We start from the raw sequence: 25,332 nt of genomic DNA on the forward strand, positions 1-25,332 counted from the left end.
GCCCACCGCGGTCGCGAGGTCCAGCACGATCTTGTCCGGTCGTGCACTGCCCGCGGCTGCGCTATTGCGCGAGCATCATCGACGGCACGTCTTCCGGGTCGGTCTTGCGGGTTGTCTCCGCCAGCAGCACCGCCCCGGCCCGCGAGACCATCGCTCGGACAGCCGGTTCAATAATTTTCCTTATTGCTGGGCATAGGCCTTATTCGCATACCTGCACACCTGTTGGACAGCCCGCTTCATGGCAGCACGAGGCCAACGAACGGTGCGGTCAGCGGGCGAGGAACTCGACGGCGACCGGGGCGAACTTGTCGTGGTGCTGGAAGATGCCTCCGTGGCCGGAGTCGGGGTAGATGATCAGCTCGGATCCGGGGATGCGGCGGTGCAGGTCCTCGGAGAGCACGGAGGGCACCATCCGGTCGTTGTCCCCGTTGGCGATCAGCGTGGGCTGGGTGATCTTCGACAGGTCGGCAGGGGCCGAGCGACCCCACTTCTTGATCGCCTTGAGCTGCGTCCGGAATGCCTTCACCGAGATCGGGCCGTCTCGGTCGACGGTGCGCTCCTTGAGCCGGTTGACGAACGCGCGGGCGGCGGGCTTGCCTGTGGCGTTGCGGTTGAAGAACAGGAACTCCTTCGGGTCCGACCGCGTCAGGGTCGCCCGCAGGGTGTCCCAGTAGGTGGTCCCAGCGACCTCGTCGATGCCCTTCCCGCCGGCAGGGCCGGTCCCGGTGAGGATCAGCTTGTGCACCAGCTCCGGGTGCTTGATCACGAGTTCCTGGGCGACCATGCCGCCGAGGGAGAAGGAGAAGATGTCGATCTTGTCGAAGCCGAGCGCGCGGATGAAGGTGACGGCGTCGTCGGTCATCGCCTCAACGCTGTCGGGGACCTGCCCGGTGGACTCGCCGACGCCGCGGTTGTCGAACGCGATGACGTGGTGGTTTCTGGCGATCGGGTCGATGATGCGGGGGTCCCAGTTGTCCAGGGTTGCGGCGAGGTGGACGAAGAAGATGACGGGGATGCCGCCCTTGGGTCCCAACTCGCGGTAGGCGTACGTGAAGCCGCCGGCGGTGATGGTGCGGGCCGGTGCGTTCGCGTAGGAGGTGATGATCGGGTCGTTGCTGGTTGCGCTCATGAGGGTCCTCCATATGTATGTCTGATGGCGAGGCCCGTGATGGTGTCGGTCGCGGGCGGCGGGGTCAGGTGTTGCTGACGACGACCTTGCCGCGGATCCCGCCTTTCGCCAGCGCCTGAAGGGCCTGGGGGGTCTGATCGAACGGGAACAGCTTCCCGGCGACGGGACGCAACACGCCGTCATCGACGAGGGTCGCGATCCGGCCGAGTTGCTCGCCGCTGGCACGCATGAACAGGAACTCGTAGCTCACCCCGAGCTTCTTGGCCTGGCGGCGGATGCCGCTGCTGAGACCGGTGATCGCCAGGCGCAGCACGGCGTTTAGCCCTGCCTCACGGGCGAAGGCCGGGTCTGGGGGGCCAGCGATCCCGATGGCCTTGCCGCCGGGCGCCAGCACGCGGAGGGACTTCGCGAGGTTCTTCCCGCCGAGGCTGTCCAGCACCAGGTCGTACCCGGTGAGGAGCTGTTCGAAGTCCTGGGTGCGGTAGTCGATGACGGTGTCAGCGCCGAGCTTGCGGACGAAGTCCGCGTTGGAGGCGCTGGCCGTGGTGGCGACGGTGGCGCCGAGGTGCTTGGCGAGTTGGATCGCTATCGATCCAACCCCGCCGGCGCCGCCGTGGATGAGCACTTTCTGACCCGGCTGTACGTTCCCGCGCTCCACGAGGGCCTGCCATGCCGTCAACGCCACCAGCGGCAGCGAGCCCGCCTCTTGGATGCTGATCGAGGTGGGCTTGAAGGCCAGGTCCGCCTCGGCGACGGCGATGCGTTCGGCGAATGTGCCGATACGGTCCGTGTCGGGCCGGGCGTAGACCTCATCGCCGGGCTTGAAGCCCCGCACCTTCGCTCCGACACGGATGACGGTGCCGGCGAGGTCGTTGCCGAGGATCAGCGGCAACTTGTAGGGCAGGATCTGCTTGAACTCGCCCGCACGGATCTTCTCATCGAGCAGGTTGAGTCCGGCAGCCTGCACCTGCACGAGCACATCGCCGTCGCCGACGAGGGGCTCGGGGACGTCTGCTTCCTGCAGCGGACCCTTGTATTGGTTGACGACGAACGCTCTCATGGCGCGGTTCTCCTTCTCTGACGTTCATTGTTGAGGGCGATGCGAGGCGCCGCTGGCTGGGCGCGGAAGCCCCGCGCGGCGTCCACGAACGCGCAGTGGTTCTCGAAGACGTCCCCGTGGCCGGAGTCCGGGAACACCGTCACCGACTCGGTGAACAGGTGGCGGGTCGGCACCGCGTTGGTGGCTTCCGGTAGTTCTGCGCTGTGGGGCGCTCTGCCATGTCCTTCTCGGGAGGTCTCGTTCTACTCAACCCAAAAGCCGAGTACAGTCAATAGTGAGCGTACTCAGTAGCGTTGTCAAGGAGGTCGTCATGAGACGCGGTCGCATGCCGATCGGACGTCGGGAGCGAGCCAAGAAGGACAAGCGTGAGCGCATCACGGCCGCCGCCCGGGAGCTGTTCGCCGAACACGGCGTCAGCGGGGTCACGACACAGCAGGTCGCCGACCGCGCCGATGTCGCGATCGGCACCTTGTACCTGTATGCGTCCACGAAGGCTGAGCTGCTGATTCTGGTGCAGAACGAGAAGTTCGCCGCCGCGATAGACGAGGGCCTCACCGCCGCGAATGCCGCCGCAGAGAACAGTGCGCTCGACGGCCTGTTCGCCCTCATCCGCCCTGTGGTGACCTGCGTGCGTGAGCAGATCGAGAACGGCCGCACCTACCTGCACGAGCTTGTCTTCGGCGATCCCACCGAGCTCTACCGGCGCGAGGGCCTCGCCCTCTCGGCCCGCCTCGAGGACGGCATCACAAACCAGCTCACCCGCGATGAGCACATCGACGCCGCCGACGCGGCGACGCTGGCGCGGGTGATCACCGCGATCATCCACATCAGCACCACCGCCAGCGTGTACCTGCACCGCAGCGACGACGCCGTCCTCAGCGACATCCGCGACCAGATCCAAGCCACTCTGGCACCCCGCCACATGACATCCCGCCCCCAACCGGCGAGATCAGAAGGAGATTCGTAATGAGCGCGCACTACGACGTCGTCGTCCTCGGTGCCGGCCCCGGCGGCTACGTCGCAGCGATCCGGGCCGCCCAGCTCGGCAAGACGGTGGCCGTCATTGAGAAGCAGTACTGGGGAGGAGTGTGCCTGAACGTCGGCTGCATCCCCTCCAAGGCGCTGCTGCGCAACGCCGAGCTCGCCCACACCTTTCACCACCAGGCGAAGCAGTTCGGCATCTCGGGCGACGTGACGTTCGACTACGGTGCCGCGTACGACCGCAGCCGTCAGGTGGCCGACGGGCGGGTCAAGGGCGTGCACTTCCTCATGAAGAAGAACGCCATCACCGAGATCGACGGCCGCGGCACCTTCACCGACGCCCGCACCATCGACGTGGCGCTCACCGCCGGCGGCATACAGGCCGTCACCTTCGACTACGCCATCATCGCCACCGGCTCCACCGTGCGGCTGCTGTCCGGGGTGGAACTCAGCGAAAACGTCGTCACCTACGAGGAGCAGATACAAGGTGCGGGCCGCGCAGGCGGGCGACGCCGAGGACGACGCCCGCGCGCGGGTGTTCTTCACGCTGGCCCTGACGGGCTGGAGCGTCGCCATGTCGCAGCTTCGGCGCATGGTCCTCGGCCCCGATGTCGGCATGGACGAGCTACGTCGAGAAGTCGCTCGTACGGTGGCGTCGTTCCCCAAGTAAGCCTTGGCGGCGACTTGTTGAGGACCGCCGCGACGTGCGGCATCACCCGTCCAGGTCAGGCTGTCGTGCCGCCGTCGGCGAGCAGCGGGCTGCCGGTCATGAACATCGACAGGTCGCTGACGCAGAAGAAGACGACACGGGCGATGTCGTCGGGTGTGCCGGCGCGGCCGATCGGGCTGGGCATCATCAGGGCCACGTCATCGGCCGTGAGGTCCGGGACGCCGGCTGCCGCGATGGCCAGTTGGTTGCCCTCGGTCGGTACGCAACTGGGCGCGACGGCGAGCACGCGGATGCCCTGTGGCGCGAGCTCCAGAGCGCTCTGCCGGGTGAGGCCGCGCACCGCGTGCTTGGAACCGACGTAGGCGGCGAGGCCAGGCGCGCTGCCGCGGATACCCGCGGTGGAGCACACGTTCACGATGACGCCGCCCTCGCTCATGACCCGGGCGGCCTCGCGGGTACCGGCCAGGGTGCCGCGCGCGTTGACCGCGAAGACCTGGTCCCACGTCGCGTCGTCCAGGTCCGCGATCGACACACTCGGGAAGACGCCCGCGTTGTTGACCCACGCGTCGAGCCCGCCCCAGCGCGTCGCGGCGAGAGACGCCGCTTCCCGTACGTCGTCGGAGTCGGTGACGTCCATCTCGACGCCGACGACGTCGGTGCCCTGGCGGTCGGCGAGTTCGGTGGCCGTGGCCTTGGCGAGTTCGGCGTCGATGTCGCCTAGGAGCAGGCGGGCGCCGGCCTCGGCGAGCCGGGTGGCGATCGCCTTGCCGAGACCCCGGCCGCCTCCGGTGACGACGACGCGGCGCTCGCGCAGGCTGATCAGCTCGGAGAGGGAAGCGGCGGAGACGTCAGGCATGGGCATGAGACACGTCCTTCGAGTCGAGGTTGGGGTGGGGCTGGGATGTGCGCATTCGGCGTGTACAGAGCCGGGCCCGGCGGTGATGTGTGTGCCGTCCGGCAGGGCCAGCGTCGCGGTCGACCCGGCGGGCACGTCCACGTCGAGACGGAAGATGCCCGCGGAGATGGACCACTTGACCGTGATCAGACCCTGCGGGCCGTCGAACGAACCGGACGCCCAGGTCAGTCCGGCTCCCGGCACGGGCGACACGACGAACGTCTCCCAGGCGACCGACCCCGGCGCCTGCCGCAGGCCGAGCGTGTGGGTGTGCAGGAAGCGGACGACGGCGCCCTTGCTGTAGTGGTTCAGGGAGGCGGTGGCACGACCGTCGGCGTCGACACCGTCCCAGTCCTCCCAGATCGTGGTCGCGCCCCGGTCGAGCATGCCCAGCCAGGACGGCGAGGTGCGCTGCGTCAGGACGGTGTACGCGACATCGGCGTGCGCTGAGTCGGCGAGCACCGGAAGCAGATCGGCGGTGGACAGGAACCCTGTGGTGAGGTGGTCGTCCGCCGCGTGGACCAGGTCCACCAGATGGGCGGCCGCGGTGTCACGCAAGTGCTCCGGCACCAGACGGAAGGCGAGCGCTCGTGCGTACGAGGCCTGCGTTCCGGCGGCGGTGCGGCCCTCGGCGTCGAGGAACTCCGTCCGCCAGGCCTCCCGCACTCGCCGTGCGAACTCGCCGTATCGGCGGGCCTCTTCATCCTTGCCGAGCACCGCGGCGATCGACGCGATCGTGCGTACGGAGCGGTAGAGGTATGCGGTCCCGACCTCACCCTTGTCGGCCATGAACCACCCCATGGGGTCGGACGCGACCGGATCGATGAGCGTGCCGTCCGCCGCGCGTCGCTTCGGCTCGCACCACTCGCCCCAGTGGAACGTGCCGTCCCACACGAACTCCTCGTGCGGAAGCGGCACTAGGGAGCGCTCGACACGGAACGGGTGCCGCTTGGTGCGGGCCGCGTCGAGCGCGAACTCCACCCAGCGCACCATCGCGTCCCAGTTCTCCGCGAGGACCACGTCGTCGCCGTACGTCTCGTGAAGTACCCACGGCACGTGGACAATCGTGTCGCCCCAGCCCGCGGATCCCGTGATGTGGTCGACCATGGGGTCGGGGTGCATCTTGAGGTGGTTCGGGTCGGGGGAGGAGTTCACGATCCGTCCGTCGGGCAGCTGGTCGTCGCGCACGGAGCGCAGCCACTTGCGGGAGAAGCCGTCCACGTCGAAGAGGCGTACGGCGGTCGAGACGAACACCTGGTAGTCGCCGGTCCAGCCGAGCCGCTCGCGGGTGGGGCAGTCGGTGGGCACGTCGACGGCGTTGGAGCGGAAACTCCAGCGCGCCGCGTCATGCAGGCGCGTCAGGTCGGGGTCGCTGCAGGCGAAGGCGCCGGTGGGGCGCAGGTCGGTGTGGACGACCTGCATCGAGATCGCCTGCGCGAGAGTGGCGGCGTCGAGTCCGTCGCGCCGGACCTTGGCGTAGCGGAACCCATGGACGGTGTGCCGCGGTTCGAATGCGGCGCTGGTCGATCCGTCGGAGACGACCTCGTCGCGCTGCACGAACGGAGCCGGGGGTTCGCCCGGACGGGAACTGTTGAGGTGCCCAGTCGTCAAGTCCCCCTCTGTGTCTATGTGTTCGCCGTGCTCGATGACAGTGCGCGTACCGGCCGGGCCGAGATCCGTCAGGCGTATGCGGCCCGAGGCGTTCTGTCCGAAGTCCACGACGCAGGCGCCGTCCGGCGTCCGTGTCACGCCGACCGGCGCGATGCTCTCGATCCGGCGTACGGGCGGGGCCGGGGACCAGTCGACGTGGGGTGCCTCAACTGCGAGCAGGTGCACGGAGGTTGGGGGATCGGCGGACGGACGGAAGTCAGTGGTCTGCCCGTCCATCAGATCGGCCCGGACGATCGCGCTCGGCCGTGACACCCATGCGGGCCCGGTGCCGAAAGTCGACCACGTTCCGTCGTCGTAGTCGATGTGCACCTCCAGACGGGCGGCCGTCTGCGTGCCCCATCGCGCCGGCCGGCGCCAGGCACCCGTCTTGCCCCGGTACCAGCCGTCCGACAGCACGATCTCAAGGGAGTTGGGCCCCGGCCGCAGGTACGCGGCGATGTCCTCGGTCTGGGCGTGGAGCGTCTCGGCGTACGACGTGGAGCCGGGCGCGAGTTCGGTGTCACCGACCCGGCGGCCGTTGAGGAACACCTCGTACACACCGAGGGCGGTCGCGTACAGCCGCGCCCTGGCCCACGGCCGATCCTCATCGACGACGACGGAGCCGCTCAGCGCGTGCACGGAACCGGGTTCCGCCTCGGGTGGGGAGATCCAGCGGGACGACGTCCAGTCGGGGGCGAGCAGCCCCACTTCGAAGTCGTGGGGCACCGACCAGGGGGCAACGGCGTCGCCCGCACGCGTACGCACCTGCCAGCTGACCCGGTCCCTGCTGGTGAGCGGGTGCCACGGCCACGGCACGAACAGGTGGCGTGGCGAGGTGCCGCCGGCCGGGGGCAGGGCGATGCCGTTCACGTGCGCCCGGAGTTCGTAGCCGTCCTGCGCCGGCCGGCCCGCGGGCAGTTGCCAGGACAGGCGGGGTTGGGCGTCGCGGACGGCGGGCCCGTCCGTGCTCAGGTTCACCGGAGCATCTGCGTACATGGATTTCGTTCTCTCCGAACTGTTCACAAGGGTGCAGGGGGCGCGCGGCTCAGCGGACCGATCGCACGCGCGTCACGATCAACAGGCCGCCCACCAGGGCGAAGACGGCGCCCGTCAGATAGAGCGCGGTGTAGTTCTTGATGTCGCCCGTCGTGCTCAGGGCGATGATGACCGGTGCCAGTAGTGGGGCGAGGGCGCTGGGGATCTTCTGTGAGAGGGCGACCATCGCCATGTAGCGGCCGGCCTCGGCGCGGTCCGGCAGGACCGCCATGGCGATCGCCTGGTCGACCGAGGAGAAGACGGCGATGGCCAGCTGCATCAGTACCGAGCCGACGAACAGCATCGGGAAGGAGTACACGAACGCCTCCACGACCGCGCCGCAGATGAACAACAGCGCGCCGATCATCGTGAACAGCCGTCTGCGGCCCAGCTTGTCGGAGAGGAACCCGCCGCCGACCGCCCCGGCCATGGCGGCGACGATGCCCACCATGCCGACCGTGGCGACCGCCCCCGCGACCTCCTTCACCGGAAGGTCGAGGCGCTGCGAGTAGAAGAAGGTGCTGAAGGTGGTGTTGAAGTACAGCCCCATGAAGAAGACGAACCGGCCGAGCCAGTTCCAGCCGAAGTCGGGGTGCTTGCGCGGGTTGAAGACGTAGCTCGCCAGGATCCTCCTGAGCGACACCGGCTCCGCCGCCCTGGTGGTCGTAGGGGAGCCGGGCTCGGCGCCGCGCACCGCGAACGTCATCGCGAGGGCCAGACCCAGCACACCGGGCACGACGAAGACGAGGAGTGTGCCCGGCAGGACCGCGGCGAGGCCGATGCCGACGACCGGGCCGATCTGCCCGGTGACCGCGGTGAGCCCGGAGACCTTGCCGCGCTGCTCCTCGGGGACGCGGTCGGCCTGGAGGGTGAGGACCGCCTGAGAGGCGGTCGCCCAGCCGAGCATCGCGACGATCCAACCGGCCCCGATCAGAAGCAGGTTCGGGGCGAGGGCGATGGCGGTGAGCGCCAGCAACCCGAGGACGCTGCCGCCGATCAGGAACGGCTGCCGACGGCCGAAGGGGCTGCGCGTTCGGTCGCTCCAGATGCCGAGCAGCGGGCTTGCGACGAGGTAGACGGCCTGGGCGATGCCGGTGACGTAACCGAGCACCTCCTCCCGGCCCGGCACGAGCTGATCGATGCGCAGGGTCAGGGTGTACGTCAGGGGGAGGACGTAGGCCATGGAGACGCCGAAGTTGGCGGCGACCATCCAGAACAGATAGCCTCGCCCGACCCGTTGCGGGCCGGTGGCGGGGGTGGGCGGCTCGAGGGCCGTGGCCGGGCCGGTGCGGGTGCCGGACAGGGGTGTCTCGTCCTGCACGGTGACTCCGTTGTCAAAGGGGCACGAGGGTGTGCGGCGTCGGACGTGCGAGAGGTGTGGTGCATCAGGTGCATGAACTGTGGGGTGCTCACAGGGTGTTGACCGGGCGGGGGAGGTGTCAGGGGCGGCCGCGGCGCGCGACCTCGCCGAGCCATGCGAGGCTCGGCTTCGGGGTGCGCGTGAACGTCTCCCGGTCCACTGCGATCAGACCGAACGTCGGCTCCCAGTGCCCCCACTCGTAGTTGTCGAGGGCGCTCCAGTGCAGATAGCCGCGTATGTCGATGCCGTCGTCGGCCGCCGCGAAGAGGTGGCGCAGCGCTTCGCCGGTGTAGGCGACGCGGCGCTGGTCGTCGGCGGTCGCGATGCCGTTCTCGGTGACGAGGATCGGGACGCCGCCCGTCACGTCCCAGGTGTGGCGCACCGCCATGCCGAGCGCGTCGGGCCGGTAGGCGGCGCCGACCAAAGTGTTGTCGGGGTGCGGCGGGTGCGGCTCGATGCCGTCCGTGCCGACCCACTGGCTCGAGTACGACTGGACACCGACGAAGTCGTCACCGCGCGCGGCCTCCAGGTACAGGTCCTCCCAGATGTGCTCCAGCTCGCGCCGCTTCTCCTCGGCGCCGGCGCGCGCGGCGAACGCGCGGTTGGCCACACTCCAGCCGACCGCCGCGCCGGTGCGGGCCCGCACGATGTCGCGGACGGCGTGGTGCGCCTTGACGAGCGCGGCACCGATCTCCGGGTCCGGCGCGGGCAGCGTGGGGCGTGAGTCGTTGTCCACGGTCGGGCTCTGCCAGCTGTCGGTGGGGTGCTCCCGCATCTGTCGCTCGATGGTGAGCATCATCGCCAGCATGTTGGGCTCGTTCATGGTGACGACGTACGGCACGTCGTCGAGGATGCCGGTGACCTGCTCGACGCACGAGACGAACCGGTCGACTGCCCGCTCCCCGAGCCAGCCGCCCTCCTCGGCGAACCAGCGCGGATTCGTGAAGTGGTGCAGGGTGATCACGGGCGTGAGACCGTGCCCCAGTGCGGTGTCGATCATGCGCCGGTAGTGGGCGAGGGCGGCGCGGGAGAAGTGTCCGGGAACCGGCTCCACACGGGCCCACTCGACACCGAAGCGGTAGGCGGTGAGTCCGGCGTCCGCGAGCAGGCGCATGTCCTCCTCGTAGCGGTGGTAGCTGTCGACGGCGTCGCCGCTGCGCTCCATGCCGGGCATCTGGCCCTCGCGGGCCCACCAGTCGCTGTTGACGTTGTTGCCCTCGATCTGGTGCGGGGCAGTGGCGGCGCCCCAGAGAAAGGTCGACTTGTCCATGAAGTGGTCCTTGAGAAAGGAGGAGGAAGAAGAAGGGCGGGCCTGAAGTGCCGAAGTCCAGTGCCGTGCGGGCGCCGATTGGAATGTAACCACTTTGGCTACTTTTCGAGCGAGATTAAACTCCCGGGCAGCGGCAGAGAGCAAGACCCTGGTACGAATCAGTGGGCACGGGTCAACGGCGCAGGAGGCACCATGAGTTCGTCGAGCACCGGCACCCGCCGCCGGGGGCAGTACGCCACCACGCCGGCCCGGCGGCTGCAGATCGTCCGGGCGGCCCTGGCGAGCTTCGCCGAACACGGCTTCGAGCGGGCCTCGTTGCGCGACATCGCCGCCCGCGCCGGGGTCACGCACGCCGCGCTGCTGCGCCATTTCGCGGGCAAGGAGGAACTGCTCCTCGCCGCCCTCACGCAGCGTGAGGCGGACGAGGAGGAGCAGGCCGCCCGGATCATTGCCTTGGGGACAGCCGGTCCCGCGGTGCTCAGCGCGGTCCTCGCCGACGAGTTTGCCGACCCGGACTACCAGCGCAACTGGATGGCGCTGGCCGTCGCCGCGACCAGCCCCGACCACCCGGCACACGACTTCTTCGCCAAGCGGCGCGAGCGGATGCGCACCCGGTTCCGCACCAGCAGTCTGCGCACGGCGTACGACAGCCCCGAGGTGACCGCGGACGAGAAGGTGGTGATGGTGCTCGCGATGATGGACGGGTTGCGGATTCAGACCCTGCTCGACCCGTCACAGGACGCGCTGCGCCTGCTGGAGATCTTCATGCGGGCGGTGATCGGGCCCGAGCCCGACGAGAGCGACGCCTGACGTCAGGGAGCGGTGGGTGCCCCGGTCTCCTGCGTGTCCTCCGGAAACACCAGCCGCATGAAGGCCAGCATCGGCCCGACGATGTCCAGGTCCTGGTCGAGCAGCCACTGCAACTGTAGGCCGTTCAGCACGGCTTGGAGCAGGGTGGCCGCGTGATCGGGGTCGAGGCCTTCGTGCAGTGCGCCGTGGTCGGCCTGGCCCCGCATGCCCTGGGTGTAGCTCTCGCGGCTCTTGTCGTAGCGCTGGACGAAGTAGGCGTGTGCCGGATGCTCCGGGCGTGAGGCGGCCGCCGCCAGCTCGATCCATAGGCGCATCAACTCGGGGGTCTTTTGGTGATGGCGCAACAACGTGCCGAGATAGGGCGCAAGTTCATCCATGCCCGAGACGTTCGTCATGCCGAGCTGCCACTCCGCCTCGTCGCGCTCGGCGAGCACGGCCGCGAGCAGCTCGTCCTTGCTGCGGAAATGGTGCAGCAGCCCGGCATGGGTGATGCCGGCCCGCACGGCGATGTCCCGGAGCGACGCCTTCGTGAACCCGTTCTCGGCGAAGCTGTCGCGCGCCGCCCGGACGATCTCCGCCCGCCGCGCCGCCGACTTCGCGTACGGGCCTCGGGCCTTGGGCTCCGTCACTGTGTGCTACCTCTCCCTGCTCGCCCACCCCGAAAACCTTCCAAGGGTCGGCATTTGGCCGCCTGCAGGGAGTCTGAACGGTGGTCATCGAGAGCGCAAGGTACCCGCCTCGGTGTCGTCGGGCAGCCGGGACAGACGCACCGCCATATAGGGACGACCCGGGAGCTGTACGCGGACGCTGGTGCTCTCCGTCACGCCGACGCGGTCGCGGGGGAGCCACGAAAGGGATACAACTCCGGCTTTTCCGTGTTGTACGCGTACGCCTTGGGCAGCAGACACATCCGCACCCTGTTGAAGCCGCTGGAGGCCAGGGTGCGCCGGGTCGCGGTCCGTAGGTGTTCCGCCTGGTGCGTCCAGGCGTACGCGGTGGTGCCGAGCGGCACGTAGCGGGTGCCGTCGGCGTACGCGAAGTGATGCCGGTCGGCCACCCGCACAGGTCCCGTGGCGTTCCGGCGTCGGCGGCCCGACCGCGAACCGACCGGAGGTCCCGTCGAGCGACCGTGCCGTGGAGGACGTGACGAAGGTCCACGGGCCCTCGGCGTCGGGCATGAACCGGATCCGGTACGTTCCGTCACCGTCGTAGAAGCCACCCGCGCGCACCTCGCGCCGCCCGTCGCTGAACACCGCGGCGAGTTCGACATCGGTGAACGGATTGCCGTGGGAGGGGCCGTCGACCTCGATCTCGAACTCGTCCCACTGAGCGCAGTGTTCGTCGTGACGCATAGGAGTCTTTCGGTCGAAGAGCGGTGCGGCGGGCGAGCGCGATCACTCCACGGGCACGGTCTCCCCGGGCGTGATGCCCCCTTCACCGAAGGCGTCCACCGCCACCCAGTACGTCGCGTCGGCGTTGAGCGAGCGCAGGTCGAGCGACGTCCGTTCGTGCACCAGCCAGCTGTGGTACAGCTTCTCCGGATCGCGGCCGTAACGGACGTTGTAGCCGGTGGCCCCGGCGGCGGCGTTCCACTCGACCGCGGCGGTGCGGCCGTCGATCCGGCGGGCCCGAGCGCTCACCGCGTGCGGAGCCGCGCCGTCGCCCGTGCCGAAGACCCGGACACCGCTCAGCGCAAAGACGCCGTCGAACGGCATGCGACCGCCGGTGACCCGGACGAACCGGGCACGCAACGGTGTGTCGAGTAGGAGGAAGGCGTGCGGGGCATCGGTGTCCGTGCCCCGGGAATCGCACACGACGGTCCACTGTCGCCCGTCCTCGGAGACCTCCACCGCGGTCTGCGCAGGCTCATGGGTGGGGAAGATGCCGCGCCAGATGTGACGGTTCCAGTCCGCTCCCTCGGGGACGTCGGGGGCGCTGTCGCCCAGCTGGTGATCGGCCAGGTTGACCTGGAGCGCGTGCACCGTCTTGCTCTCGCCGAGGTCGAGGGTCAGCGACTCGCCCCGTGCGCGCGTCCCGGCCGCCCACCAGGTGCGGATGTCCTCGTTCACGGAATGCTCCGGACCGTGGCCGGGCGCCGAGGACGAGGCGACGGCATCCGCCTTGTACGACAGCAGCATCCAGGGCGGCGGCGTCCACGGGTCGAACGGCCCGTCCGGAACGGCCATCGGGTAGTCGGCGAAGTTCTGGTTGCAGAACAGCACGCCGTCGTCGTCGAAGCCCGCAGGGAAGATCCCGACGCGCCGCTCGAAGTCGTCGTTCACCGAGATCCGCATGGTCGACGTGTGCCACCAGTTGCCGTGCCGATCCTGAAACGTGCTGCCGTGTCCCGCCCCGGTGATGAAGCCGCCCGGCTTCGAGGAGAAGGGACTGTCGAGGGAGTACGTGAACGGGCCCAGCGGGGACGGCGCCGTGTAGTAGCCGTCGGCGTAGGTGTTGAACTGCGTGGCGGGCGCCGCGTACTGCAGGTAGTAGGTGCCGTCGTGCTTGGTCATCCACGCGCCCTCGATATACGGCTTGCCCTGGAGCCGGACTAGGGCCGCTTCCTGGTCCGGGTGGGCCGGAGTGGAGAGGTAGTCCTCACCGACCTGCTCCCAGCCGTGAGTCGAGACATCGGACAGGAACAGGGGCGTCGGCTCGCCGATCTGCTCGAAGGCCGCCGACAGCCGCACCCCGTAGAGGGGCGTCTTGTTGTCGCACCCCCAGTAGAGGTAGACGTCGCCGTCGTCGTCCTGGAAGAGGTTCGGGTCCCAGAAGGGGAAGGTGCCGGGCGTGACTTCGGTGAAGTCGTCGGCGAGCGGGTCGATGCTGCGGAAGAAGGGGCAGTTGTCCGTCTTCCTCGACGCGCTGATGTACAGCGCCCCGTCGATCTCCCGGACGTCCGGCGCGTAGTCGAGGGCGGGCAGCTTCGAGGTGGGGCGGTACTCCCACTCCACGAGGTCGGCCGAGTGCCAGAAGCCCGCCGACATCGAGACGAACATGTAGTAGCGGCCCTGGAACAGAACGATGGAGGGGTCCGCTGCTTCCCGGTGTACGGACCGACGCGTGCCGTCGCCCGTGCGGATGTCCTGGTAGCGGTAGGGGAGATCGAGGGGATTGCAGAGCACGCGCTGGGCAGAGCGCATCGAGAGGTCTCCTGCAGTGAGTGACAGTGGACAGTGAGTGCCGCGGGTCGGGTCAGTCGCGGTCGGTGAACACCTTCACGTCCCATGGGCCGAGCTCGACCGACTGGTCGGCCTCATAGGAGACGTGGGCGAGGACGTCCTGCGCGGCATCGGGAAGTGGAACGGACACCGGGTCCCACGACCAGTTGTGCAGGAAGCGGACGCGGCGGCCGTCACGTGCGGTGGCCGAGGACGCCGTGACGCTCGGGTGGGGGCGGCCCCCAATGCCGTCTGGCGCTGCCCAGTTGAACAGGGCCTCGCCGAAGGCGGGGTCGGGCAGCGTGCCGACGTACGTGATGCGCCCGGCGCCGTGCTGTCGGGTGGTGGCGGCGGGCCAGCGCCCGAGGTGCGGGTCGTCGTAGGCGGCCAGCACGTCCGCCCCGTCCGGGACGAGGGCATCCGTCCAGTGCAGGGCCCGAGCTCCGGGCGGCAACGGGAGTTCGGCGCTGCCGTGCACTTCAACTGGCGTGTCCAGATTGGTGAATTCGTCGTACGAGACTCCCGCGGCCCCGGACAGCCGGGCCGGCTGGACGTCGGTGCGGGCCCGAGCCTCGGGGTCCGCGTAGCCGGTGCGCGGGCCGATCACCAGGTGCCCGCCGGAGTGCGCGTAGGCGAGCAGCCGGTCGAGGGTCGCGTCGTCCGCGGCGTAGAAGGCCGGAACGACGAGCAGCGGGGGCAGGTCGACAGAGCCGAGCTGGTCGGGATGGACCAGGCGGGCCTGCAGACCCGCGTCGAACGCGCCGCGGTAGAAGGCGTCGAAGACGGTCTCGTACGAGCGCTGGTCCGGCGCGCCGCCCGGCTTGGCCATTGCGGGCTTGGCCTGCAGCGCCCACTTGCTGGGCAATGAGAATAGGAACGCGACGTCCGCGTCCGGGGTGAGGGAGGCGACCAGTTCGCCAGCCGACTCCAACTCGGCGCCCAGTGAGGCCAGTTCGCGGTAGATGCGGCCCGGCCGGCCGCTGTGCGGGAGGATGCCGCCCACGTAGGTCTCGGTGCCGAAGTGCAGGGTGTGCCAGTGCCAGTACTCGATCATCGAGGCGCCCCGCGCGATCAGGGCCCAGGCCGCTTGGCGCCACTGGCCGTCGTAGGCGGACTGGTTGCGCCAGGAGGGGCCGACGCTCTGGGCGTTGGTCTCGGTGACCAGGAACGGTTCCTGTCGGGAGGCGTAGATGCGGTCGGCGATGCGGTAGAGGGCCCACGTGCCGTCGTTGGACATCGTGGCCTCGTGCGAGGGGCGCGTGTCCGGCAGCGCGAGGGAGTCCTGCATCGCGTAGTACGGGTTGCCCGCGGCGACGTCGAGGCCGCGGGTGAGTGCGTCGTCCTCGATTCCGGGGCGGTCGTAGGCGATGCACGTGGTGACGAACTGCTCGGGGCTCGCGTACTCGCGTACGATCCCGGCCTGCCAGTCGATGAACTCGGTGGTGAGCTCGGCCTGGAAGCGGCGCCAGGCCAGGTCGTACTGCGGCTGGCTGTTGCCGTCGGGCCTCCACAGGTCGGCCCAGGTCGACAGGCGGTGCGACCAATAGGTCAGGCCCCACTCGCGGTTGAGGGTCTCCACGTCGCCGTACGTGTGGCGCAGATGGTCGACGAAACGCTGGAAGACGCCGTGGTTGTGGAACAGCTCCAGGCCGGGCTCGTTGTCGACCTGGAACCCGATGACGGCGGGGTGATCGGCGTACCGGGCGACGATCTTGCGGATGACGCGCTCGGCGTGGAAGCGGAACGCCGGGTGGGTGTAGTCCACTTCTTGCCGCGAGCCCCAGCCGATGCGCTCTCCGGTGCCTCGCTCCCCGGCGATCTCGGGGTACTGGCGGGCGAGCCACGGGGGTATCGCGTAGGTCGGGGTGCCGAGGACGACGGCCATGCCGCGTTCGTGTGCGGCGTCCAACACCGGCTCGAGCCAGTCGAGTTCGAAGTGTCCGTTGTCGGGCTCCCAGGTCGACCACACCGACTCGCCGACGCGGATGAGGTTGAAGTGGGCCTCGGCCATGAGGTCGAGGTCGTCCTTCAGGCGTTCGTAGGGCTGGTACTCGTGGTAGTAGGCGGCGCCGAACAGGACCCTGTCGGGTGGCTGGAACATGACTTTCCTTCGTATCGGATGGTGCCCTGGCGTGTAACGGCATGCCACCGAAGCCCCCGGCAGCGGCAGGGCTTCGACAGGCGGTGGGTGGTGGTGGGCCTCTCGGCTGCCCGGATCAGTCGCGCGGGGGCCGGGTGGAGTCTCGTACGACCAACTGCGTGGCCAGTTCCACGTGGTGGGAGTCGATCTTCTCCTCGGCGGCCATCTGGAGGGCGGTGCGCAGAGCCACGGCGCCCATCTCGCGGACGGGGCCGTGGATCGTGGTCAGCGGCGGGGACGTCACCTCGGCGAGGGGCGTGTTGTCGAAACCGACGACGCTCAGGTCCTCCGGCACGCGCAGCCCGCGCCGCCGGGCGGCCTCGATGACCCCGGCGGCCAGTTCGTCGGAGGCGGCGAACACCGCGGTGGGCGCGGGGTCCTGCGCCAGCAGCCGTCCCCCGTGCTCCACGCCCTCGGCGGCGTGGAACGTGCCGGCGTGCCGGACCAGTTCGGGTGCCACCGGCGCACCGGCCGCCTCCATCGCGCTGCGGAAGCCGTGCAGCCGTGCCTGATTGGAGCCGGCGCGCTCGGTGCCGCCGAGGTAGGCGATACGGCGGTGGCCCAGGGAGAGGAGATGTGCGGCCGCGGTGTGGCCGCCGGAGAAATTGGTGACGCCGACGCTGACGATCGAGTGGTCGGGCAGCACCTCCGGGTCGAGCAGCACCAGCGGCATCCGGTACCGGGCGAGGGCCTCACGGGCCGGTGTCGGCAAGGAGTTCGCCGTAACGGCGATGACGGCGCGTCGTCCCGCGGCGGCGAGGCCGCGGGCCCAGGCGATGGCATCGGTCGTCGGATCGTGGTCGCCGCGCCGGCCCACCACCACGGCGATGCCCTCACGGGCCCCGGCGTCCACCACGCTCTGGATGATCTCGGTGTGGTAGATGCTCAGCCGCTCGAAACCGAAGAACAGCTCCACGGTGGGATGCGAGCGCAGATCGTCCCGATAGCCGCCGTAGTTGTGGTCCCGCAGGAGATCCAGGACCTTGTCGCGCGTCTCCTTGGCCACGTCGGGGCGGCCGTTGATGACCTTGGAGACGGTGGCGACCGAGACGCCGGCGGACTCGGCGACCTGCGCAAGGGTGACGCGTTGGGGCTCGGATGCCATAGCTCTCCCAGGGGCAAGTGGCGGGTCAGCGGCCCGCGTTGCGCAGCACCGTAGCACCGAAAATATTTTCGTTAACCCTCCAGATCGAGACCGTTGCTGCACTGGAAAATTAACCATGCGGAAGGGATTGACGGACGGGTGGTGCGGTTCTAGCGTTCACCGCCAGCGCGACCGGCAGAAAATTATTTCGAGCACCAAGGTCACTTCTTTTCGGACCTCTGTGGCCGGCGGTTCTTCGCGCGACGTCTTCGCCACTCACTCAAAGGGACAGACCCAAAATGACGCGATTCCACACGGCGGGCCCGACGCGGCCGACCTCTTCCAGCGGACTTTCCCGGCGCGGCCTCCTCGGAGCTGTCGGTGCCGGCCTGGCCACCGCGACGCTGGCGGCCTGCGGCTCCGGCGACTCGGGCGGCTCCGGCGGCGGCAAGGAGATCGTGTTCATGAACCAGTCGCGTGGCCAGGCCGCGACGCTGAAGAAGCTGGCCCAGCAGTACACGAAGCAGACCGGCGTGAAGATCAAGATCGACGATGTCGGTCCCGCCGACTTCCTGACCAAGCTCCAGTCGAGCTCCCAGGCCCGCAACATGCCGGACATCTACTCGGTGGTCGACGGCCACTCCATGGCGCCCTACTACAAGGCCGGCTGGGCCATGAACCTGACCGACCAGCTGAAGGGCAGCTGGGGCGACACCTTCCGCCCCGCCACGCTCAAGACGACGACGTTCGGGGCGGACAATCCGCAGCATGTGAAGCCGGGCACCTACAGCGCGCACTGGGAGACCCCGGCCCTGGGAGTCTTCGTCAACGCCGCGATGTACAAGGGCGCCGGGCTGAACCCGGACCAGGCGCCCGCCACCATGAGCGAGTTCATCGACCAGCTGCGGAAGATCAAGAAGACGGGCAAGGGCCCCTTCTGGTTCGCGACGAGCCTGTCCAACCAGCTGATCCAGTCCTACGGGTCCAACTACATGTCCGACGAGGAGCTGAACGCCACCTTCGTCGGCAAGAACAGCTGGAAGAGCGAGGGCTGGCGCAAGACCCTGCAGCTCGTCGTCGACCTGCGGGACGCCGGCGTGATCTACAACGGGTCGATTCCGAACGGGAACGGCGACAACCCGACCGTGGAGAAGGCCTTCTTCAACACCCAGGGTGTAGCGGCCATCTTCGACGGCACCTCGGCGGTCGGTGTGGCCCGCGCGACGGCACCCGACTTCACCGACTTCCGTTCCTTCCCGCTGCCCAAGGCCAACGACGGCACCCAGACACCGCGCCTGGTCGGCGGCGCGGCCAAGGGCGCCGCGGTCAACCCGCGCAGCAAGAACGCGGACAAGGCGCTGAAGTTCCTCAAGTGGCTGACCGCGCCGGACCAGCAGCAGGCCTGGGCCGAGGGCGTCCCGCTGATCCCCTCGGCCCAGGCCGTGTCGTCGAAGACCATCCCCCAGCAGCTGACCGGCATCGCCGCGAAGATCTCCGACATCCAGCTCGTCCAGAACCAGATCCTGGAGCAGGTCAACACCGCCCTGCAGAAGGGCACTCAGGCCCTCGTCCTCAAGGAACGCTCGGTCGACCAGGTCCTCGGTGACCTCGACGCGGCGCAGAAGAGCGCGTAGTGCGGCGCCGCAGTCGTGTGCTGGCTGCCTGGCTCTTCCTGGCGCCGGCACTGGCCATGATCGCCTTGTTCACGGTGGTCCCGTTCGTGCAGGGCATTCTGCTGAGCTTCCAGTCCTGGGACGGGGTGAGCCTGGACTCGCCGCTCGTCGGGCTCGACAACTACAGGTATGTACTGGACGACACCCAGTTCTGGGGCTCGATGAAGAACGCCGTCCTGTACGGCCTGGTCGGCCTGATCGTCGCCAACGCGGTGTCGATGGTGATGGCGCTCGCCGTGCATCGGGCCCGCCGCGGGTCGGCGTTCTTCCGCACCGTCTACTACCTGCCCGGCGTGTTCTCCACGGTGGTGGTCGGCGTGATGTTCTCGTGGTTCCTCGACCCGAACATCGGGATCGTCAACCAGATGCTCAAAACGGTCGGCCTCGACGGTCTGCAGCACAACTGGCTGGGGGACCCAAAGACAGCAGTGATAGCGGTCGCCGCCGTGTTCGTCTGGTACCACTGGGGCTTCGGCTTCATCCTCTTCCTGGCCGGCCGACAGGACGTGCCCAAGGAACTGTACGAGGCCTCGTCACTGGACGGCGCCCGAGGCTGGTCCCAGTTCCGCTACGTCACCTGGCCCGGGATGTCCCACGTCACCGGCATCGTGAGCGTGCTGACCCTGCTGAGCGGACTGCAGATCTTCGGCACGGTCCAGGTACTGACCAACGGCGGCCCCGCCGGGCACACCGAGGTCCCGACCCTGCACATCTACCAACAGGCCTTCCAGTACAGCGAGTACGGCCGTGCGGCGGCGATGTCCGTCATCTTCGGGCTGTGCCTGGTGGCCCTGGCCTGTGTCCAGCTGTGGGTCTCCCGTCGGCTCGGCGGAAGCACCGACTCCCGGACGGAGAAGGGACGTTGACGATGAACACGCTTCTCGACCCCGCACGGGAGTCCGATACGCCGTCGATGCCGGAACCGACATCGTCGAAGGCGAAACGCCGCGTCGGCCGTCTGCCGCGCATAGCCCTGTACGCCCTGCTGATCGCGGGAGCACTCGAGGCTCTTGTGCCGGTGCTCTGGGTGCTCAGCGGCTCCCTGCAGAGCGGCAAGCAGCTGTACAAGGGCACCGACTTCATTCCCCACCCCTTCGAATGGGGCAACTTCGCCACCGCCTGGAACGAAGGAGGCTTCAGCCAGTACCTGCCCAACAGCCTCCTCTACACCACGGCCGCGGTCCTCGGGATCCTGGTCATCGCGAGCCTCGCCGGGTACGCCCTCGCCCGCATCGAGTTCCCCGGCCGGGGCGCCATCGTGGGCGCGATCCTCGTCATCATGATCATCCCGCTGCCGGCGTCGTTCATCGCCCAGTACAAACTGCTGATCACGCTCGGGCTCGCCAACACCCGTATGGGCTACATCCTCGTCCTCATCGCGGGCGGGCTGCCGATCTCCATCCTGATCATGCGCGGGTTCTTCGCCAGCCAGCCCAAGGAACTGGAAGAGGCCGCCGCCATCGACGGCGCCAACCTGTTCACAACCTTCTGGCGGATCATCCTGCCGCTGGCCAGGCCCGGGCTGATCGCGGTGGCCGTCATCCAGGCCATGGGCGTCTGGAACGAGTACCTCATGGGCCTGGTGCTGTTCAACGACAGCTCGCTCATGCCCGTACAACGCGGCCTCACCAACTTCATGTCCGCGGACACCCCGCAACAACAGATCCTGCTCGCCGCGTCGCTCATCGCGGTACTGCCGATCGTCGTCTTCTACGCGATCGCGCAGCGCCACATCATCAGCGGCCTCTCGGCGGGAGCGCTCAAGTGACCACGTCTCAAATGACCCCGCACCGACCAGTCAGGAAGCTGCCAAGATCATGAGAGTTCGGAGTGTGCGTTCCATCCTCCTCAGAGGAAGCGCGGCCGCCGTACTGGCGCTCGCAGCGGCCCTGCCCAGCGCCCAGGTGTCCACGGCCGTGGACACGTCGGGCACCACTCAACCGCGGGTCAGTATAAGTGAGTTGCCGGTGCCGCCGACCGTCCCGCAAGACGGCGTCTGCACCCATCCCACCGGCTGTGTCTCGGCCGACTGGAGCGGCATCGGGACCCCGGGCCCCGCCAGGAGCTCGAAGTACGTGTTCCTCGGCCTCACCTATGCCGGAGCACCGGAGTCCGGCCCGGCGAGCGTCTACAGCGGCAACCAGGTCCTGGTGGTCCGCACCGACGGCAGCACCTTCCCGAACGGTGAGGCGTGGAAGTGCGTCACCTGCGGGGTGGCCTACGGGTCTGAGATCGAGACGAGCCAGTTCGTCTACCCGCCCGCGAACGAGCTGCCCGACCGCAAGCGCGTCCTGGTGGGCAACGGCATCCTGTCGTGCGGCGCGAACGGTACCGAGTACGCGGTCACCGACCCGCGCTGCACCCCCGCCAACACCAAGATCACCCCCATCTACTGGAACGACAAGCCGCTCTTCAAGGCCGACAGCTCCGGCATCAACAACGGCCGGGAATGGCGGCTGAGCAACGACGGCTTGCATTTGGTGTGGGACGTCCTTGACTATCGGGCACTCACGGAGACCGGGTACGTCGGCCGGATCAGCTACGACAAAGAGAAGGGCCGCTACGAGCTGGTGGGCGTCTCGGCCCTCGCCAACCCCTCGGCCGCGTACCAGCCCCTGGTCGTCGAGAAGGGCAACCAACTGCGCTTCAACCAGGCCGGAATGATCGGCGAACCGCGCGGCTTCACCGCCGACGGGCGGGGCATCCTCGGCATCCAGAGCGCGAACTCCGACAGCATGGACGCCTGGGCCACCGACCTGGCCACCGGCGCCTCCCAGCCCATCACCCGGAACGCCCACTACACCGACCCGATGGCGGCATCGCCCAACGGCAAGTGGCTGCTCGCCGAAGAGGTCAAGGGCTCAGGCCGCCTCGACTTCATCTCCGGCATGCCGGGCATCCCGGCACTCACCGCGCACGGAGGCACCGCCCCGTACATCGCGGGGATCCGCAACGAGGGCAACCGCCGCTACTTCTCGCCCTGGCTCGTCGACCCGAAGACCGGTGACGGATTCCAGATCAATGCCGGATCCGACCGGAACTGGAATATGGCCGCCGACCCGGCCTGGCTCGCCGACAGCACCGCCGTCGTCTACACCGAGAACCTGGCCTGCGGCGCCAACCCGACCCCGCACCGCTGTGCCGACTCGACCGAACCCGGCGGCCGTAACAGCCGCCTGATGATCGCCCGCTTCCCTGACTTCAAGCCCACCGCGCCCGTGACGCCCGCACCGGTGTCCGACAAGACCTGGGGCACACCCTACGACCCGGACAATCCTCCGGCAGCGGCGAAGGCGATCCCGGCCGCCACGTACACGATGCAGGGCAAGGCCCAGGGTACGGCCACCGTACAGATCACCAACAACAGCACCGGCACCCAGCCGCTGAGCGTCGCCGTCGCCTACAGCAACTACAGCGACGACGGCACGAACATCATCAACGGCACGGAGAAGGTCGAGCGGAAGGCCAACACGGCGCTCGGCTGCACACCGGGCACGGCCTCGGAGTTCGCCTGCCTCACCTGGACCGAGGACCTGAAGCTGTCCGGCAAGCACACCGGAACCAAGCAGACCGGCTCCGACGGGTTCACCCTCGGCCCGTCCGTGATGCTCGGCAACGACTTCCAGGCGGTCGGCACACTCACCACGACCATCGACGGCACCACCTACGCGCAGCCGGCCAACGGCCACTGAACCAGGCGGATCCCAGCGGATCCAGATCCGGACACCGGAGGAAACGAACCGGATGACGCACAACACCCCTGAAATCCCCTACGAGTTGGCGATCGACAGCGGCGGCGACCGGTTTCCGGTGTCCGGCAGCCGCCCTCGCCTCTCCTGGAAGCCGCCGCGGAACACCGCGGCGGCGGGCGAAGAGTACGAACTGCAGATCCACGTCGACGGACAGCCGCAGCAACACGCCCTCGTCACCGGCCACTTGCTGGTCGACTGGCCGGTGCCTGCGCTGCGCAGCGGCGAGCGGGTGCGCTGGCGGGTGCGACCCAGCACCGCGACACAGTCGTCGGCGTGGAGTTCCTGGCACGCCTTCGAGGCCGGGCTGCTTGACGGCGACTGGAAGGCCTCCTGGATCACCCCGGCCGACGATCAGCGGGCCTCTCATCTCCCGCCCGGCACGCGGCCAGCGCACACCCTGAGCGCCGCCTTCGACACCTCCGAGGTGGTGCGGGCACGCCTGTACTCCACGGCTCTCGGGGTGTACGAGGCATTCGTGAACGGCGAGCGCGTGGGCACCGCCGAACTCGCGCCCGGCTCGACCTCGTACGACCGAACCCTTTACGCGCAGGCGGCCGATGTCACCTCGTCCGTCCGCACCGGCGTCAACACCCTCGAGATCGTGCTGTCCGACGGCTGGTACCGCGGCCAGGTCGGCGCCTTCCGCAAACCAGCGGGCTGGGGAGACCTGCTCGCCGCCCGCGCGGAGCTGCACCTCGAACTGGCCGACGGAACACGCGAAGTGATCCGCACCGGCGAGCCATGGACGTCCGCCCCCGGCCCCGTCACCCGCGCCGACCTGATGGACGGCCAGATCACCGACTTCCTCACCCCGGTCACCGAACGAAGCACCGTCCTCGTCGACGCCGTGAGCGCACCCCCGGTCGACTGGTCCCCGGCTCCGCCCGTACGCCGCATCGAGGACCGCCCCGCCCTCTCGCTCACCCGGCTGCAGAGCGGCGCCTGGGTCGCCGACTTCGGCCAGAACGCCTCCGGCTGGATCACCCTCGCCGACCTCGGCCCGGCCGGCACCCGCACCGCGATCGACTACGGAGAGCACGTCGACCCCTCGACCGGTGACCTGACCACTACCCACCTCGACTGTCAGCGCCCCGGCGACCCGGTGACCGTCTTCGTCCAGCACGACGAGGTCGTCTCCTCCGGCACCCAAGGCGAGGTCTTCGAGCCCCGGCACACCGTGCACGGATTCCGCTACGCCCGCTTGGAGCGCGGCGACGCACCCCTGAACACGTCGAGCCTCACCATGCGGGTCGTCCACACGGACCTGCGCTCCACCGGCACCTTCGCGTGCGGCAACGAGGACCTCAACCGCCTGTACGACGTGGCCCGTTGGAGCTTCCGGGGCAACGCCGTCGATGTACCCACCGACTGCCCGACCCGCGAGCGCATCGGCTGGACCGGCGACTACCAGGTCTTCGCGCCCACCGCCGCCCGCCTCTACGACATCCACGGCTTCAGCCGCAAATGGCTGCGCTCGGTCCGCGACGACCAGCTCGACGACGGACGCATCGCCAACTTCTCGCCCGACGGGAGGCGCATCAAGCTCCGCACCGACCAGCGTCTCGACAGCATGACGGGATCCGCCGGCTGGGGCGACGCCGTCGTCCTCGTACCGTGGCTCCTGTACGAGACGTACGGCGACCGCCGCGGCCTCGACGAGAACTGGGACGCGATGGTCCGCTGGGTCGAATGGGCCCTGGCCACCGCGCGGACGGCCCGGCACCCCTCCCGGGTGGCCAGGTCCGCGGAACCCCTCCCGCACGAGGAGTTCATCTGGGACGGCTCCTTCCACTGGGGGGAGTGGTGCGAACCGAAGCGCCGCGCCGCCGACGGCTCGATCGTCGCACCGGAACAGGACTGGACGGCGGCCGACAAGGGCGAGGTGGGCACCGCCTTCCTCTACCGCTCCACCGCCACCCTGGCCGCGATCGCCGGGGTCCTGGGCCGCGAGGACGCGGCCGCCCGGTACGCACGCCTCGCGGAACGGATCAAGGAGGCCTGGCGTACGGAGTTCCTCGACGACACCGGCCGCACCACGGTCGACACCCAGGCGAGCTACGTCCGTGCACTGTCGCTCGGCCTCGCCCCCGAGAAGATGCGGGACGCGGTCGCCGGGCGCCTGGCCGACCTGATCCGCGAGGCCGGAACCCACCTGGGCACCGGCTTCCTCTCCACCGCCGACCTGCTGCCCGCCCTCGCCGACACCGGTCACACCGACCTGGCGTACGAAGTCCTGCTCCAGCGCACCTCGCCGTCCTGGCTCGGCATGCTCGACCGCGGCGCCACCACCATCTGGGAGGAGTGGGACGGCGTCGACGAGCACGGCGACGCGCACGAATCGCTCAACCACTACAGCAAGGGCGCCGTTATTCACTTCCTGCACACCCACACCCTTGGGCTGCGCCAGGCCGAAGGGTCCGTGGCCTGGGAGCAGTTCGTCGTCGCGCCCGTACCGCACTCGTCGGTCGGCTGGGCGCGCGGCACCTTCGACAGCCCGCGCGGCACCATCGCCGTCGAATGGCGCATCCAGGACGGGGAGTTGGACCTCACCGTCGAGGTCCCGCCCACATCCACCGCCACCGTCGTCCTGCCCGACGGTGAGCAACTGACGGTCGGCCCGGGCCGCAGCGCCTGGCAAACGAACCTCTGAACCAGGGAGCAC

The 25,332-nt window shown here is 69.0% G+C and carries 17 protein-coding genes and 2 pseudogenes; 8 read left to right on the forward strand and 11 right to left on the reverse strand.

Going from position 1 to position 25,332, the window contains the following annotated elements; genetic code table 11:
• Positions 1 to 268: 268 nt before the first annotated feature.
• Together OG574_RS40575 and OG574_RS40580 are read right to left on the reverse strand one after the other, a co-directional pair.
• Complete coding sequence (locus tag OG574_RS40575) at positions 269 to 1,129, reverse strand: alpha/beta fold hydrolase (protein ID WP_326777255.1); 861 nt, start codon at positions 1,127 to 1,129, stop codon at positions 269 to 271.
• Positions 1,130 to 1,193: 64 nt separating this feature from the next.
• On the reverse strand, positions 1,194 to 2,189 hold the full coding sequence (locus OG574_RS40580) for an NADP-dependent oxidoreductase (protein WP_326777256.1): 996 nt from the start codon (positions 2,187 to 2,189) through the stop codon (positions 1,194 to 1,196).
• A gap of 310 nt (positions 2,190 to 2,499) precedes the next feature.
• On the opposite strand from OG574_RS40580, the gene OG574_RS40585 reads away from it, so the two are divergent.
• Together OG574_RS40585 and OG574_RS40590 are read left to right on the forward strand one after the other, a co-directional pair.
• Positions 2,500 to 3,156 carry a TetR/AcrR family transcriptional regulator gene (locus OG574_RS40585; protein ID WP_326777257.1) on the forward strand — a complete coding sequence of 219 codons (657 nt, stop codon included), beginning with the start codon at positions 2,500 to 2,502 and terminating at the stop codon, positions 3,154 to 3,156.
• Positions 3,156 to 3,653, forward strand: a pseudogene (locus tag OG574_RS40590) (FAD-dependent oxidoreductase); the annotation flags it as partial. The gene OG574_RS40585 and the pseudogene OG574_RS40590, both read left to right, overlap by 1 nt.
• A gap of 242 nt (positions 3,654 to 3,895) precedes the next feature.
• On the opposite strand, the gene OG574_RS40595 reads toward OG574_RS40590, so the two are convergent.
• From OG574_RS40595 to OG574_RS40605, 3 genes are all read right to left on the reverse strand, one after another.
• Positions 3,896 to 7,381 (reverse strand): SDR family oxidoreductase, encoded by a 3,486-nt coding sequence (locus OG574_RS40595; RefSeq protein ID WP_326777258.1) that lies wholly within the window; start codon positions 7,379 to 7,381, stop codon positions 3,896 to 3,898.
• 49 nt (positions 7,382 to 7,430) lie between these two features.
• Positions 7,431 to 8,741 carry an MFS transporter gene (locus tag OG574_RS40600; RefSeq protein ID WP_326777259.1) on the reverse strand — a complete coding sequence of 437 codons (1,311 nt, stop codon included), beginning with the start codon at positions 8,739 to 8,741 and terminating at the stop codon, positions 7,431 to 7,433.
• A 118-nt stretch (positions 8,742 to 8,859) separates the two neighbouring features.
• Entirely contained in the window at positions 8,860 to 10,050 is a 1,191-nt protein-coding gene (locus OG574_RS40605; protein ID WP_326777260.1) for a family 1 glycosylhydrolase, read from the reverse strand.
• 192 nt (positions 10,051 to 10,242) lie between these two features.
• Here OG574_RS40605 and OG574_RS40610 point away from each other — a divergent pair, with 192 nt between their 5' ends.
• A complete protein-coding gene (locus OG574_RS40610) occupies positions 10,243 to 10,860 on the forward strand; it encodes a TetR/AcrR family transcriptional regulator (protein ID WP_326777261.1) in 618 nt (205 codons plus the stop codon).
• Positions 10,861 to 10,862: 2 nt separating this feature from the next.
• Here OG574_RS40610 and OG574_RS40615 read toward each other — a convergent pair whose 3' ends face one another.
• From OG574_RS40615 to OG574_RS40635, 6 genes and pseudogenes are all read right to left on the reverse strand, one after another.
• Entirely contained in the window at positions 10,863 to 11,489 is a 627-nt protein-coding gene (locus OG574_RS40615) for a TetR/AcrR family transcriptional regulator (protein WP_326777262.1), read from the reverse strand.
• Positions 11,490 to 11,680: 191 nt separating this feature from the next.
• Complete coding sequence (locus OG574_RS40620; protein WP_326777263.1) at positions 11,681 to 11,917, reverse strand: hypothetical protein; 237 nt, start codon at positions 11,915 to 11,917, stop codon at positions 11,681 to 11,683.
• 91 nt (positions 11,918 to 12,008) lie between these two features.
• A pseudogene (locus OG574_RS52840) lies at positions 12,009 to 12,212 on the reverse strand (DUF5060 domain-containing protein); the annotation flags it as partial.
• Between the two features lie 42 nt (positions 12,213 to 12,254).
• On the reverse strand, positions 12,255 to 14,003 hold the full coding sequence (locus tag OG574_RS40625) for a family 43 glycosylhydrolase (RefSeq protein ID WP_326777264.1): 1,749 nt from the start codon (positions 14,001 to 14,003) through the stop codon (positions 12,255 to 12,257).
• Between the two features lie 52 nt (positions 14,004 to 14,055).
• On the reverse strand, positions 14,056 to 16,122 hold the full coding sequence (locus OG574_RS40630; RefSeq protein WP_326777265.1) for a beta-galactosidase: 2,067 nt from the start codon (positions 16,120 to 16,122) through the stop codon (positions 14,056 to 14,058).
• Positions 16,123 to 16,237: 115 nt separating this feature from the next.
• Positions 16,238 to 17,266 (reverse strand): LacI family DNA-binding transcriptional regulator, encoded by a 1,029-nt coding sequence (locus OG574_RS40635; protein WP_266567774.1) that lies wholly within the window; start codon positions 17,264 to 17,266, stop codon positions 16,238 to 16,240.
• A 278-nt stretch (positions 17,267 to 17,544) separates the two neighbouring features.
• On the opposite strand from OG574_RS40635, the gene OG574_RS40640 reads away from it, so the two are divergent.
• The 5 genes from OG574_RS40640 to OG574_RS40660 all read left to right on the forward strand — a co-directional run bounded on the left by OG574_RS40640 (position 17,545) and on the right by OG574_RS40660 (position 25,320).
• Positions 17,545 to 18,879, forward strand: coding sequence for an ABC transporter substrate-binding protein (locus tag OG574_RS40640; protein WP_326777266.1), 1,335 nt, complete (start codon positions 17,545 to 17,547; stop codon positions 18,877 to 18,879).
• Positions 18,879 to 19,784, forward strand: a complete 906-nt coding sequence (locus OG574_RS40645; RefSeq protein ID WP_326777267.1) for a carbohydrate ABC transporter permease — start codon at positions 18,879 to 18,881, stop codon at positions 19,782 to 19,784. Before OG574_RS40640 ends, OG574_RS40645 begins: the two co-directional genes overlap by 1 nt.
• A 2-nt stretch (positions 19,785 to 19,786) precedes the next feature.
• Positions 19,787 to 20,686 carry a carbohydrate ABC transporter permease gene (locus tag OG574_RS40650; RefSeq protein ID WP_266567780.1) on the forward strand — a complete coding sequence of 300 codons (900 nt, stop codon included), beginning with the start codon at positions 19,787 to 19,789 and terminating at the stop codon, positions 20,684 to 20,686.
• Positions 20,687 to 20,750: 64 nt separating this feature from the next.
• Complete coding sequence (locus tag OG574_RS40655) at positions 20,751 to 22,610, forward strand: hypothetical protein (protein ID WP_326777268.1); 1,860 nt, start codon at positions 20,751 to 20,753, stop codon at positions 22,608 to 22,610.
• 52 nt (positions 22,611 to 22,662) lie between these two features.
• Positions 22,663 to 25,320 carry a family 78 glycoside hydrolase catalytic domain gene (locus OG574_RS40660; RefSeq protein ID WP_326777269.1) on the forward strand — a complete coding sequence of 886 codons (2,658 nt, stop codon included), beginning with the start codon at positions 22,663 to 22,665 and terminating at the stop codon, positions 25,318 to 25,320.
• Positions 25,321 to 25,332 lie beyond the last annotated feature (12 nt).

It is taken from the genome of Streptomyces sp. NBC_01445, from assembly GCF_035918235.1.
GTDB lineage: Bacteria > Actinomycetota > Actinomycetes > Streptomycetales > Streptomycetaceae > Streptomyces.

What these genes read in the sequence shown, in the direction of transcription:
- OG574_RS40625 (WP_326777264.1), bottom strand. Translation starts at nt 14,003, where the DNA reads ATGCGCTCTGCCCAGCGCGTGCTCTGCAATCCCCTCGATCTCCCCTAC.
- OG574_RS40640 (WP_326777266.1), top strand. Translation starts at nt 17,545, where the DNA reads ATGACGCGATTCCACACGGCGGGCCCGACGCGGCCGACCTCTTCCAGC.
- OG574_RS40605 (WP_326777260.1), bottom strand. Translation starts at nt 10,050, where the DNA reads ATGGACAAGTCGACCTTTCTCTGGGGCGCCGCCACTGCCCCGCACCAG.
- OG574_RS40650 (WP_266567780.1), top strand. Translation starts at nt 19,787, where the DNA reads ATGAACACGCTTCTCGACCCCGCACGGGAGTCCGATACGCCGTCGATG.
- OG574_RS40635 (WP_266567774.1), bottom strand. Translation starts at nt 17,266, where the DNA reads ATGGCATCCGAGCCCCAACGCGTCACCCTTGCGCAGGTCGCCGAGTCC.
- OG574_RS40595 (WP_326777258.1), bottom strand. Translation starts at nt 7,381, where the DNA reads ATGTACGCAGATGCTCCGGTGAACCTGAGCACGGACGGGCCCGCCGTC.
- OG574_RS40575 (WP_326777255.1), bottom strand. Translation starts at nt 1,129, where the DNA reads ATGAGCGCAACCAGCAACGACCCGATCATCACCTCCTACGCGAACGCA.
- OG574_RS40630 (WP_326777265.1), bottom strand. Translation starts at nt 16,122, where the DNA reads ATGTTCCAGCCACCCGACAGGGTCCTGTTCGGCGCCGCCTACTACCAC.
- OG574_RS40580 (WP_326777256.1), bottom strand. Translation starts at nt 2,189, where the DNA reads ATGAGAGCGTTCGTCGTCAACCAATACAAGGGTCCGCTGCAGGAAGCA.
- OG574_RS40585 (WP_326777257.1), top strand. Translation starts at nt 2,500, where the DNA reads ATGAGACGCGGTCGCATGCCGATCGGACGTCGGGAGCGAGCCAAGAAG.
- OG574_RS40660 (WP_326777269.1), top strand. Translation starts at nt 22,663, where the DNA reads ATGACGCACAACACCCCTGAAATCCCCTACGAGTTGGCGATCGACAGC.
- OG574_RS40610 (WP_326777261.1), top strand. Translation starts at nt 10,243, where the DNA reads ATGAGTTCGTCGAGCACCGGCACCCGCCGCCGGGGGCAGTACGCCACC.